The 12860-nt window shown below is 66.6% G+C and carries 8 protein-coding genes and 1 pseudogene; 1 reads left to right on the top strand and 8 read right to left on the bottom strand.

Features of this window, described 5'->3' with window-relative positions; all coding sequences use genetic code 11:
• From OHQ90_RS08260 to purF, 5 genes and pseudogenes are all read right to left on the bottom strand, one after another.
• The gene (locus OHQ90_RS08260; RefSeq protein WP_328408790.1) at window positions 1–1737 is read right to left on the bottom strand and encodes an ABC transporter ATP-binding protein; all 1737 of its coding nucleotides are present in this window, start codon (window positions 1735–1737) and stop codon (window positions 1–3) included.
• 520 nt (window positions 1738–2257) lie between these two features.
• Window positions 2258–3118, bottom strand: a pseudogene (locus tag OHQ90_RS08255) (ABC transporter permease); the annotation flags it as partial.
• Window positions 3119–3210: 92 nt separating this feature from the next.
• Window positions 3211–4221, bottom strand: coding sequence for an ABC transporter permease (locus OHQ90_RS08250; protein WP_328412705.1), 1011 nt, complete (start codon window positions 4219–4221; stop codon window positions 3211–3213).
• A 98-nt stretch (window positions 4222–4319) separates the two neighbouring features.
• Window positions 4320–5900 (bottom strand): ABC transporter substrate-binding protein, encoded by a 1581-nt coding sequence (locus OHQ90_RS08245; RefSeq protein WP_328408789.1) that lies wholly within the window; start codon window positions 5898–5900, stop codon window positions 4320–4322.
• Between the two features lie 567 nt (window positions 5901–6467).
• Complete coding sequence (gene purF, locus OHQ90_RS08240; RefSeq protein WP_411997469.1) at window positions 6468–8072, bottom strand: amidophosphoribosyltransferase; 1605 nt, start codon at window positions 8070–8072, stop codon at window positions 6468–6470.
• Window positions 8073–8300: 228 nt separating this feature from the next.
• On the opposite strand from purF, the gene OHQ90_RS08235 reads away from it, so the two are divergent.
• Window positions 8301–9575, top strand: coding sequence for a YhgE/Pip domain-containing protein (locus tag OHQ90_RS08235; protein ID WP_328412701.1), 1275 nt, complete (start codon window positions 8301–8303; stop codon window positions 9573–9575).
• Between the two features lie 93 nt (window positions 9576–9668).
• Here OHQ90_RS08235 and OHQ90_RS08230 read toward each other — a convergent pair whose 3' ends face one another.
• The 3 genes from OHQ90_RS08230 to OHQ90_RS08220 all read right to left on the bottom strand — a co-directional run bounded on the left by OHQ90_RS08230 (window position 9669) and on the right by OHQ90_RS08220 (window position 12639).
• Window positions 9669–10037, bottom strand: coding sequence for a sterol carrier family protein (locus OHQ90_RS08230; RefSeq protein ID WP_328412699.1), 369 nt, complete (start codon window positions 10035–10037; stop codon window positions 9669–9671).
• 224 nt (window positions 10038–10261) lie between these two features.
• A complete protein-coding gene (locus tag OHQ90_RS08225) occupies window positions 10262–10909 on the bottom strand; it encodes a CPBP family intramembrane glutamic endopeptidase (protein WP_328408787.1) in 648 nt (215 codons plus the stop codon).
• Window positions 10906–12639, bottom strand: a complete 1734-nt coding sequence (locus OHQ90_RS08220) for an alpha/beta hydrolase (protein ID WP_328408785.1) — start codon at window positions 12637–12639, stop codon at window positions 10906–10908. Before OHQ90_RS08220 ends, OHQ90_RS08225 begins: the two co-directional genes overlap by 4 nt.
• Window positions 12640–12860 lie beyond the last annotated feature (221 nt).

The raw sequence follows: 12860 nt of genomic DNA, 5'->3' as shown, positions 1-12860 counted from the left end.
TCACGTCGGATCCCCATCCGTCACCACCTGGGTGCGAGTCATGCTCGATTCGCCGGGCTCGGTCGCGAACAGGCCTGCGGTCCGGGCCCGGCGGCGGCGCTGTTCCACCGGATCGGGGACCGGCACGGCGGCAACCAGGCGCTGCGTGTACTCCTGTTGCGGCGCACGCAGAATCCGATCCCGATCGCCCTGTTCGACCACCGCGCCATCGCGTAGCACCACGATCCGATCCGCCAGCTGATCGACCACGGCGAGATCGTGGCTGATGAACAGGCAGGCCCACCCGCATTCGCGTTGCAGCTGGCCGAACAGCTCCAGCACGGCGGCCTGCACCGAGACGTCCAGTGCGCTGGTCGGCTCGTCGGCGACCAGCAGATCGGGGTCCAGCGCAAGGGCCCTTGCCAGACTGGCACGCTGGCGCTGGCCGCCGGACAGTTCGTGCGGGTAGCGGCGATCGGTGCCGGCCGGCAGTTGCACGTCTTCGAGCAGATGCCGCACCCGGTCGCGAATCTGGGTCGCGGTGCCCATCTTGTGCACGATCAACGGCTCGGCGACACAGTCACCGACGGTGAGCCGCGGGTTGAGCGAGCTGGCCGGATCTTGGAAGACGAAACCGAAGCGCCGCCGGATCGGCCGCAGCTGTCGCTGCGACAGCCCGGCGATGTCCTGCCCGCGGACCCGGACAACGCCCGACGTCGGGCGTTGCAACGCGGCGACGCAGCGGCCGATGGTCGATTTGCCCGAGCCCGATTCACCGACGAGTCCGAGCGTCTCGCCCGGCCCGATGGACAGGGTCACGTTGTCCACCGCACGGAACGCCGGCCTGCCGAACGGCCCCGGGAATTGCACGACCAGATCGGACACCTCGAGCACCGGGTCGCCCGCGATCGTCACATCCTTCGGTGGGCCGTGCTGGAGCTGTTCGGTGCCGAGATGGGGCACGGCCGCAAGTAGCGCGCGGGTGTAGTCCGCGTGCGGATTCGCGAAGAGCTCGTCCACCGGCGCCTCCTCGACCACCCGGCCGTCGCGCATCACCACGACCCGGTCGGCGAGGTCGGCGACCACCCCCATGTTGTGGGTGATGAGCACGATCGCGCTGCCGATGCGATCGCGCAGATCGCGCAGCAGCTCCAGGATTTCGGCCTGCACGGTGACGTCGAGCGCGGTGGTCGGCTCGTCGGCGATGATCACCTTCGGCTCGCAGGCGATGGCGATGGCGATCACCACGCGCTGCTTCTGCCCGCCCGAGAGTTGATGCGGGTAGTAATCGACCCGATGCTCGGGGTCGGGCAGACCGACCAGCCGAAGTAATTCCACCGCACGCGCTTTGGCTGCCTTGCGCCCCATGTCGCTGTGCGCCCGCAGCGCCTCGCTGATCTGGAAGCCGACGGTGAACAGTGGGTCGAGCGCGAGGCCGGGCTCCTGGAACACCATCGAGATCGCGCCACCCCGCAGCGCGGTGAGCTGCTTCTCGCTCATCGAGGTGATGGCCTCGGTGCCGAGGGTGACAAGGCCGCGTACCCGCGCGGTCGCGGGCAGCAAGCCCATCGCCGTGCGGGAGCTCACCGACTTCCCGGAGCCCGACTCCCCCACAATCGCGAGGACCTCCCCGGGAAACACCTCATAGGACACATCGCTGACGGCGTAGACGGGCCCGGCATCGGTGGCGAAGGTGACCGACAGCGATTCGATCGACAACGCCGGTCGGCGATCGGCCACCACAGCTGGCTCACTCATTGGTCTTGTCCTTCCGCACCGTCTCGCCCGGCTCGGTGCTGCCGTCGGCGGCAGCATCGGTTTCGGTTCCGGCACTCGGTGATTCGCTGGCATCGGCCTTGCCCGGTGCGGCCCCGCCACCATCCGCAGGGGCAGCCTTGTCGTCGGCAGCACTCGCGGTTTCGTCCGGATCGGCCTGGTCCAGCGCAGTGTCTTCGGCAGCCGCGACAGCCTTTTCGCCGGTGCCGCCCGAGATTTCGTCGGGATCGGCTTTCTCCAGCGCAGCACGGCCACCGCCATCCGCGGAGCTATCGCCTGCGCCGGCATCGGCTTCCACTGCGGCAGTGGAATTCTCGCCGCCATCGGCTTCAGCGACTTCGGCGACCTCCGCAGCTTCGGCAACCTCGCCGACCTCGGCAACCTCGCCGACCTCCGCAGCTTCGGCGACCTCGGTGGCTTCAGCGGCTTCAGCGGCTTCAGCGGCTTCAGCGGCTTCAGCGGCTTCAGCGGGGAGACTGTCGTCCGCTGACACCGCAACGGCACGGCGGGTCCGCAGCAGTGGGTTGAGGGCCTCGTTGAGACTCTCGCCGACCAGCGTCATGCCGAGCACCACGAGGACGATGGCGGTACCGGGGAAGATGCTGGTCCACCAAATGCCGTTGGAGACATCGTTGAGCGCCTTGTTCAGGTCGTAACCCCATTCCGCGGCTTGGGTCGGCTCGATGCCGAAACCGAGGAAGCCGAGCGCGGCCAGTGTCAGGATGGCGTCGGCGCCGTTGAGGGTGATGATCACCGGCAACGACTGGGTGACATTGGCGAGGATGTGCCGGAACAGGATTCGCGTGGTGGAGGCACCGGTGACACGGGCCGCATCCACATACGGTTCGTTCTTCACCGCCACCGTGGCGTTGCGGACCACCCGAAAGTACTGCGGCACATAGATCGCCGTGATCGCCACCGCGGCGGAGAGCACGCCGCCGAAGCTGCTCGACTGGCCGCCCGCCACCACGATCGACACCACGATGGCGAGCAGCAGTGTCGGGAACGCGTAGATCGCATCCATGAAGAGCACGAGAATCCGGTCGACCCAGCGACCGACGTATCCGGACACCAGACCCAGCGGCACACCGATGAGCAACGACAGTGTCAGCGAGATGGCGATCACATAGAGCGCGGTGCGCGCGCCATAGATCACCCGGGAGAACACGTCCTCACTGCGGACCGATGTCCCGAACCAGTGCTGCCCCGACGGCGGCTGCTGTGCAACGAAAGCAACTCCGTCGGAAGAGTTCTGGGCAAGCCCGTAGGGGGCGATCAACGGCGCGAAGATCGCCGTGAGCACGAACAGCGCGACCAGGCCGAGACCGATGATCAGCGTCACCCGTTGCAACCCTGCGGTCATCGTCAACAGTCGCAGCCCTGGCAATCGCCTGCGCCCGCCGGGCGACACCGGCGGCACGATCACCGGCTCGTTGGCCAATTCCGGTGCGGTCATCAGAACCTCACCCTCGGGTCGATCAGTGCGACGATGACATCCACCAGGAAGCTCATGGCTGCGACGGCGAGTGCGACGAACGCGACAATGCCCTGCACCGCGATGAAGTCACGTTGGTGCAGATACTCCGCGAGCTGATAGCCGAGCCCCTTCCATTCGAAGGTCGTCTCGGTGAGCACCGCCCCGCCCAGCATCATCGCGATGTACATACCCATCACCGTGACAATGGGAATCATCGCGTTACGCACGGCATGTCGGCCGGTCACCACGCGCGATGAGAGCCCGCGGGCCCGCGCGGCGTCCACATAGTCGCTGCGTAGCGTCTGGATCAGATTGATGCGCACCAGCCGCAGGAAGATCCCCGCGGTCAGCAGGCCGAGCGCAATCGCGGGCAGCACAGCATGTTTCAGCACGTCGACGAGATAGCCGCCGTCTCCGTAGAGAATCGCGTCGATCACCATGATGTTGGTTTTCGGTGAAACATGCTGCAGCTCCAGCTCCACCGGTGTACTGGCCCGGCCCGCGACCGGCAACCAGTCCAGTTTCACCGCGAAGACCAACTTGAGCAGCATGCCGACGAAGAAGACCGGCGCCGCGTAGGCCAGGATGGCGAACATCCGCAGCCCGGCGTCGGCGGTCGAATCACGATGCGTCGCCGCGTATCTGCCCAGTGGCACGCCGACCGCGAAGGCCACGAGCAGCGCCCAGAACACCAGCTCCAGGGTCGCCGCACCGTAGGTCGTCACGACCTCGCTGATCTGCCGATTGTCTTGGGAGTGACCGAAATCCCCGTGCATGAGCCCGGAGATGTACTCCCAATACTGGGTCAGGATCGGCCGATTCAACCCGGCCGCCTCCTTGCGCACTTCGATCTGCTCCTGGGTCATGCGGCCGCCCATCGCCGCACTGATCGGATCGCCGATCACCCGCATCAGGAAGAACACGACCGTCACCAGAATCCATGCGGTCGGCAGAATCAGCAGCAGCCGAATCCCCAAGTACCGCAACAGCGCGAGCTGACGGGAATCCCCGCCACCCCCCTTGACGCGGCGCAGCAGCCCGAACCGCCGGGCCCGAGGCGATGCCTCGAGCCCGGCTTCACCGGATGTCACTTGCTCAGTACCGTGTAGCGGAACTTGAACGAGGCGTCGAGTGTCTGCGGCACCCCCTGGACCTTGGGATTCGCTACCGCAATCTGCTTACCCGACAACAAAGGAAGCGTCGGCAGGTAGTTCTGCGCGAGGTCACGCTGCACGGCCTCGATCAGTTTGACCCGCTTGTCCTTGTCCGGCTCGGTCACCTCCGCGGTGAGCTGCGCGGTGACTTTCGGATCCTCGAAGTGCGACTGCAGGAAGTTGTTCGGCGCGAAGAACGGGGTCAGGTAGTTGTCCGCGTCCGGGAAGTCCGGGAACCAGCCGAAGTGGTAGAGCGGGTAGCCGTCACGCGCACGTTCACGCTGGTAGGTAACCCATTCGGTGGATTGCAGGTTCACCTTGAACAGCCCGGATGCCTCGAGCTGGGACTTGATCGCTGCGTACTCCTCGGAGCTGCTGGAGCCGTAGTGATCCGGGTTGTATTGCAGGTTCAGCTCGACCGGCGTCGCCACACCTGCATCGGCGAGGAACTTGGCGGCCGCGTCCTTGTTCGGCTTCGCGCCGTAGAGCTCCTGGAGCGGCTCGGCGGCGCCCGGCATACCCTGCGGCACATAACCGTAGGCGGGCTTGTAGGTGCTCTTGTAGACACCCTCGGCCAGCGCCGGACGGTCGATGGAGGACGCCATGGCCTTACGCACCGCGAGCTTCTGCTCCGGCGTGCCGCCCGGCATGGTGTTCATGTTGAACACGATGTAGCGCAGCTCACCGCCGGGACCGTCGTACACCTTGACCTTGTCGTTGCCGCGCAGCGATTCGATGTCGGTCGGCGTGAAAGACCGGTAGCCGACATCGAGCGCACCGTTCTGCAGGTCGAGCTTCATGTTGTCGGAAGTCGCGTAGTACTTGGTGGAGACCGTCGAGGTCTTCGGGGTCCCGAGAATGCCCTTGTAGTCCGGGTACGCCTTGTACTCGACCAGCTTGTTCTTGTCGTAGCTCGCAATGGTGTACGGCCCGGAATAGCCCTTGGCCTTCACCACGTCCTCATCGGCCATGACCTTGTCGGCCGGGTAGACCTTCTCGTCCACGATGGGACCGGCCTGGGTTGGCAAGATCGCCGGGAAGGTCTGATCGTTGCCGACCTTCAGGGTGAACGCGACGGTCAGGTCATCGACGACGTCGGTCTTGTCCAGATTGCCCAGCAGTGAGGCGGGTCCGTTGGGATCGTTGATCTTGACCATCCGGTCGAAGGAGAACTTGACGCTGGTGGCGGTCAAGGGATTCCCGTTGGCGAACTTCAGCCCGGACTTCAGCTTGCAGGTGTACGTGGTCGGTGTGGAGAACTCACATTTCTCCGCGGCGTCCGGCTTCGGCGTCGCATCACCGGGGGTGAAGTTCAGCAGATACGAATAGATCTGCGTCTCGACCAGCAGCGATCCGTTGTCGTATGCGGCGGCGGGATCCAATGAGAAGATCTTGTCCGTGGTGCCGGCAACCAGCCCGGCGCCGCCACCTCCCTCCCCGGTCCGTCCGGAACCACAGCCCGCGAGACCGGCCGCCAGTAGCGCTACCGCGCCGATGGCCGCGAAGGCTCGCATCCGCTTTCGTTCTCCAGGCGTCCTTGAAACCAACATCAGGCCCCACTTCTCGAGCGCCGCACCGCGTTCTCCTGGATCACAGGCCCCGGTACGGACACGGTGAACTTCCGATATAACCGGGCACCGTACCCAGGAACCATTTCCGACAGGTTGCGTTTTCAAAGAAAAATTGCCGGGGCGTTATCAGCCGTTGCCTATGGCGCAGCGGCAACCCCCCGCTCACCGGTCGAATGACCAGGTTCACGCCGAAACGGCGGCTGGGGTGTCTCGAGGATGCCATGTCACGTGACTGGACAGCGGTGCGGCGGTACCCAAGGCGCATAGCGCCGAAACACCGCAAGTGATTTTGCTCGTTCACCGCACCCCAGGAAGGCTGGACACGGCTTCGCCGACGCGCAATCGGGTCGGGGTTCAGCGGTTCATCACAACGCGCGTAGACCACGGTAATTCGCGGCCTTCGCCGATACGAATACGCGAGTTCTCAGGACAGAGAGGACTCGAACAGAGCAAGGCTCGACAACAGCGTGAGTTCCCGGGGCACCTGCGGCGCACCCGCGACACCGACCCTCAGGGACGGCTCAGCGCGCTCGCATTCGCGTTGTCGCCCAGCAGCATGGCCTCGGACTGCCCGCTGAGCATGCCCTCGAGCACGTTCTTGCCGATCGCCGCCTCCGTGGGCAGCGCGATCGGGTAGTCGCCGTCGAAGCACGCGCAGCACAGCCGCGAGCGCGGCTGTTCGGTCGCGGCGATCATGCCTTCGGTGGAGATGTAGCCGAGGGTGTCGGCGCCGATCGAGCGGCGCACGCCCTCGACCATATCGGCGTAGCTGTCTTCCGCGCCCGCACCGTTTGCGATCAGCTCGGCGCGCGAAGCGAAGTCGATGCCGTAGAAGCACGGCCACTTCACCGGCGGCGAGGCGATCCGCACGTGGATCTCCAATGCGCCTGCCTCACGCAGCATTCGAATCAACGCGCGCTGGGTGTTGCCGCGCACGATGGAGTCGTCGACCACGATGAGCCGCTTGCCGCGGATCACCTCGCGCAGCGGATTCAACTTGAGTCGAATGCCCAGCTGGCGAATGGTCTGGCTCGGTTGGATGAAGGTGCGCCCCACGTAGGCGTTCTTCATCAGGCCCTGCCCGTAGGGCACGCCGGAACCCTGGGCGTAACCGACCGCGGCCGGAGTGCCGGATTCCGGAACCGGGATCACCAGGTCGGCCTCGACGGGATGCTCCTTGGCGAGCAGCCGTCCGATCTCCACCCGGGTGGCGTGCACCGAACGACCGGAGATGGTGCTGTCCGGCCTGGCCAGGTAAACGAATTCGAAGACACAGCCCTTGGGCTCCGGGTTGGCGAAGCGCATCGACCGGACACCCTCGGCGTCGATCGCCAGTAGTTCGCCCGGCTCGATCTCACGGACGAAGGCCGCGCCGACAATGTCGAGTGCGGCGGTTTCGCTGGCAACAACCCAGCCACGATCGAGCCTGCCGAGACACAGCGGACGCACACCGTGCGGGTCGCGCGCGGCGTACAGGGTGTGCTCGTCCATGAAGGTCAGGCAGAACGCGCCCTTCAGCGTCGGCAGCAGCTCCATTGCCGCCTGCTCGATGCTCGAGTCCGCCGCGGCGTGCGCGAGCAGCGCGGTCACCACATCGGAGTCCGAGGTCGCCGCGATCGGCGCCGGGCGGCCGCCGGACACGGTTGCGCCGCCGATCAGCCCGAGCTCCCTTGCCCGGCCTGCCAATTCGGAGGTATTGACCAGATTGCCGTTGTGGCCCAAGGCAAGTCCGGAACCGACGGCGGTGGTACGGAAGATCGGCTGGGCATTTTCCCAGGTGACGCCGCCGGTGGTGGAGTAGCGGCAGTGGCCGATGGCGATGTGACCCGGCATAGCGGCCAGGGTCTGCTCGTCGAACACCTGACTGACCAGCCCGAGATCCTTGAAGACCAGGATCTGCGAACCATCGGAAACGGCGATGCCCGCCGCCTCCTGGCCACGGTGCTGCAACGCATACAAGCCGTAGTAAGTGAGCTTGGCCACGTCTTCACTCGGCGCCCAGACTCCGAACACACCACACTCTTCGCGTGGCTCGTTCTCATCCTGATCCGGTGTGACGGCGGAGTTGATTTCAACAGGCATGCTGCTGTCGACCGGCAGTTCGGCGTTGGTCACCGTTTGCTCCCTGTTCGGGCGGGCTGGGGGCAATGGTCATTCTACGGGTGATTTTCCGTGCGCGATCACCGACGCCGCATCCGGGCAGCAATCGCCGCGGTAAGCTGCCCGATTCCGACCGGGTCAGCTGTTACCGTGCGACCCGTGACGACTACCGACAGTGCGGACACCGGTGGCGGGACAGCAGGGGGCGCAACGGGAGGGTCACCGCGGCGCCGCCGGCTTCGCATGGTGTTGCTGCCCGTCGCGGTCCTGACCCTGCTGACCACGCTGCTGGGCATCATGTACCTCGACTATGTCGTCGATCCGGAGCAGAACCTGCACGACTTCCCCATCGCGCTCGTCAACCAGGATGTCGGCGACACGATCGGTGCGCCTGGTCAGGAGAAGCGGGTCACTTTCGGCGACCAGGTGGCCGCCGGTCTGGAGCAGGCCGTGCCCGCCGACCGAATCGACCTGCGCGTGCTCGGCATCAACGAGGCGCAACTCCAGATGCAGAACGGCAAGGTCTACGGCGCCATCATCATTCCGAGCGATTTCAGCAAGCGGCTCGGCATTTTCGGCGTCGGCAGCGTGATTCCCGGCGATATCGAGCGCCCGATCATCACGCTGCAGACCAATCCGCGCACCGGCGCCTTCGCCACCGAGATCGTCAACCGCATCGGCGCCCAGGCGCTGCCGCAAGTGAACGCGCAGGTCGGCAAGCAGCTGACCGATCAGGTGCGGGCCCAGCTGGCCGGGCCGCCTGGTGGGCCACCGGCACCGGAACTGACCGGGGCCACCCGAATCGCGTTGGCGGATCCGCTACAGATCGTCGTCGAGCCGTTCCGGCCGTTGCCCAGCGGAACCGGCCAGGGTCTCACCGCCTTCTTCTTCGCCCTGCTGCTGCTCCTGGCCGGGCTGGTCGGCTCTATGACAATTCACACCATGGTCGATGCCGCGCTCGGCTTCGTGCCGACCGAGTACGGACCATGGTTTGTGCACTTCCCGCCGACGCCGATCTCGCGCTTCCACACGCTGCTGACCAAGTGGGGGGTGATGGTGCTGACGGCGACTATCGTCGCGGCGATCTACCTCGTCGTCGCGCACGCACTCGGCATGCCGATCGACCATCCGCTCGGTCTGTTCCTCTACAGCGCGTTCGCGATCATCGCCGTCGGTATCACCGGCCTCTCGGTGCTCGCCGCGATCGGCTCCGCGGGCCTGCTGGTGAACCTGATCCTGTTCATCGTCCTCGGCCTGCCCTCCTCGGGCGGCACGGTGCCGATCGAGGCCACCCCGAAGTACTTCGGCTGGCTGGCCGAATTCGAGCCGATGCATCAGGTCTTCCTCGGCGTCCGCGCCATCCTCTACTTCGACGGAAACTATGACGCGGGTCTGGCCCGTGGTTTCTGGATGGTCGTGCTCGGGCTCGCGCTCGGCTTGGTCTTCGGCGCGATCATCACCCGTTATTACGACCGCGAGGGCCTGCACCGCGGCGCGGCCGCCCCCGCTGCCGGCTGATCGGCCGGACACCGCGTCCGGACCGATGCGACCGCACACGGGAATGCGCTGCTCAACCGGTCGGCAGGCGCGGGGGCCGACGACTGATGCTCGTCAGTCCGTGACCAGCCGAGTGACCGGCAGCCAGTGCGCGACCTCCGTGGCCCGGCTCCCGGACGCGGTCACCACACCGACGTCCACCGCGCCGGCGAATTCGAGCAGGCCGGTGGCGAGCAGCAGCCAGGTGCGTGGATCGGTCTCGACGACATTCGGCGGCGTGCCCCTGGTGTGCCGCGGCCCTTCGATGCACTGCACCGCGACGAACGGCGGCACCCGCACCTCCACCGAATGCCCGGGCGCGGACGCGGCCAGTGCACGCACAGTCGTGCGAACCGCCGCGGCGAGCTCGGTCCGGGCCGGTGTCGGGGCGGATTCGTCCCGCAACCACTCGCTCACCGCCGCTACCGCCACCCGCAACGCCATCGGATCCACTGTCGACTTTCCCGCCACGGTGCCGAGAATACCGACGCGCACCGTCACCGAATGCCGAGCCGGGGCCAGACCGCACGGAACAAGCCCTGCCGCCGCCGACTCGGCACACACCGACGTCGAACAAATGCGTGCCGGCCCGCGCAATGACCCCCATCGCACGGCGCGAGTCCACCGGCACCGACCAGTCAGGGGTCGCACGGCGAGTCGCCGCTCGGTCAGCGCGTCGATCGATGAGCCCACCGAGCGGCAAGCCATGGGGCGAGCGCTCCGCCCGCGTTGACGGCCAGGTGCAGCAGGGCAGGAGCGGCGGCGCTGTCGGAGCGACGGCGGAGCAGGCCGAAGACGAGGCCACCGAGCGCGGTCGCGGCAACGGTCACCGGGACACTGTCGCCCGCGGCGCGGGCCGGGTGGATATGCCACAGGCCGAAGGTGCTCGCGCCGAGGAGAATTCCCGCTCGTGTGCCGAAGGTAGTGTCCAGCAACGGATCCAGGGTGCCGCGGAAGACCAGTTCCTCGCTGTAGACCGTGCCGATCGGGATATGCACGGCGATCCACTCCGCGGGCGTGACATCCGGGCCACGATCGGCGAACTCGCGCAGCCGGCTCCGCACACCCGGAACAGCCACGGCCGCACCGTAGCCCGCGACAACAACGGCCGCCGACGCCAGCCCATAGCGCAGTCCACGAACCGACCACCAGTTCGCCCTGCTACCGAACACCAGCGCATACCCGGTGGCGAATCCCGCATTGGCAGCGGTCCTGCCGCGCACATCGAGACCGAGACGCGGCAGCAGCCCATTGCTCCACAGCAGCGCAGTGGCAATAGCAGCAGCACTCTTCGCGACCCCGCCGCCGTCACTCACTTGGTCTCCCGCTCGTAGTCCTCGGCGGCCTCGAGTTGCCCGCGGATCTTGTCGGAGAGCTCCGCGGTCCAATCCGGCGGCTGCGCCACGGCTACCCAGCCATCGAGTACCAGACTGCCGTAGCGATGACCGTGCCCATCGGTGACGCCCTGAGCATTGGTGAGGTCGGCGGCAACCTGCCAGAAGGTGACGAAGGGCCACCAGCGCATCTGCGAGGAGACATCGGAGCCGCGCGGCTCCGAGAGCCAATCCGGTTGGGACAGGATCAGATCGGGCGACCACCAGACGATCGGGTCGGAAGCGTGTTGCAGATACGCGATGCGTGGTGACCGCCATTCGGGACCCGGTCTGACGAGATCGGCACTGTCGCTGGCGAATCGGACGACGAGGCCATCCGCGTACACCGGCTGCACCTCCCGGGACCCGGGGTCGCGCCGCGAAACGAACTGCTGCCACAGCCGATTGGAGTTCGGCGGACCCACCCACAGCGCGCCGTCGATCTTTGCTCGCAGGTCCGCGAGCCCATCGAAGGCCGCCTCCGAACCCTGCGAACCCAGGCTCTCCCCGTACACGAGCAGCTTCGGCCGAGACTCCGGCGGCCGTGCCTTCCAATGCTGGTACACCGCATCGAAGAGCCGCTTGCCCGCGTCCATGGCCTTGCTGCGGTCGGCGAGGAACGACAGCACACTGGGCAGGTACGAGTACTGCGAGGCAACGATCGCGGTGTCGCCGCCGTACATGTACTCGATGGCACCGGTCGCCATCGAATTCACCCAGCCGGTGCCGGTGGTGGTGACCACCACGATCACCTTCCTGTCGAAGGCACCGGTGCGCTCCAGCTCGGATACCGCGAGTTGCGCCTGCGCCTCGCCGTCGGCCGCCGACTCCAAGCCCACATAGGCCCTGATCGGCTCGCGGGCCTGCCGACCAGTGACCGCCGTGATCCGACGGGCGGAGGGACCGTGCGAAACGAACCACCGACCCTCGAAACCCAGCGAGTCCCATTTCGCCAATGACGCCGGGCTGCCGGACCGCTCGGGTTGAGACGGCGGCACCGCGTTGGGGGAGGTGTAATCGTTGCGCACGCTGAAGGCCGAGTTGGCCACGGCGAAGAAAGCGCGCGAGGCCACGCCGTTGAAGATTGTGACGACCAGCAGTACCAGCACCAGGAACCCGGCGGTCGGCGCGAGCTCGCGCGGCACCCGCACCCAGCGATTGAGCTGGCGGGCCAGGAAGAGGATGATCTCGCGCAGCGTCCGGTAGACGGCGACCACCGCCGCGCCGACGGCCACGCTGAGCAGTCCGGTGCGCAGGTAGGCGGGGGTGGTGGTGCCCTCCATGTCCATCAGCGTGGTGATCTCCCGCTGCCAGCGCGCCGACTGCACGAGCATCAGGCCCGCGCTCAGTGCGGCGGTCAGCAGGATGGCGGATTTCACCGCGTAGCGCACCCAGGTCGGCGGTGCGGGAAGGGTGACTCGCGGTCGAATCCACACCCGGAACACCCACTCCAGCAGGCAGCCGAGGCCGTAGCCGAGCGCGGCATTGACACCGCTGATCAGGCCCTGGAACAGCCAGTCGCGCGGGACGAGCGAAGGCGTCACCGACAGCGCGAAGAACACCGTCGCAACGATCAGCCCCACATAGTTCAGGTCGATGATGTCCTCGGCGCGCCGCACGACAACGACGCCACGCGTACGCAGCTTCGTCAGGGTCGTAACGGTCTCGAGCACGATCGGCTCAGCGTGACGGCACGCTGCGACGGTCGGGCACGGGTGGCATCGGCGGGTCCGAAACGATCATCACCCGACCAGTATGCTGTGTTGGTTTTCGCAGCGCCTGCGGCGCTGCGTGTTCGCGGCTGTGTTTGTTTTGCAGCGCCTGCGGCGCTGCGTGTTCGCGGCTGTGTTTGTTTTGCAGCGCCTGCGGCGCTGCGTGTTCGCGGCCCCGAAGG

The sequence above is a fragment of the Nocardia sp. NBC_00403 genome, assembly GCF_036046055.1.
Classification (GTDB): Bacteria; Actinomycetota; Actinomycetes; order Mycobacteriales; family Mycobacteriaceae; genus Nocardia.
The sequence above is the reverse complement of the archived record's forward strand: the minus strand, read 5'-3'. Positions and strand labels throughout refer to the sequence as shown.

Bases quoted from the DNA above. Each gene is read 5' to 3' on its own strand.
- OHQ90_RS08260 (WP_328408790.1), bottom strand. From the start codon at position 1,737: ATGAGTGAGCCAGCTGTGGTGGCCGATCGCCGACCGGCGTTGTCGATC.
- OHQ90_RS08245 (WP_328408789.1), bottom strand. From the start codon at position 5,900: ATGCGAGCCTTCGCGGCCATCGGCGCGGTAGCGCTACTGGCGGCCGGT.
- OHQ90_RS08235 (WP_328412701.1), top strand. From the start codon at position 8,301: ATGGTGTTGCTGCCCGTCGCGGTCCTGACCCTGCTGACCACGCTGCTG.
- OHQ90_RS08230 (WP_328412699.1), bottom strand. From the start codon at position 10,037: ATGGCGTTGCGGGTGGCGGTAGCGGCGGTGAGCGAGTGGTTGCGGGAC.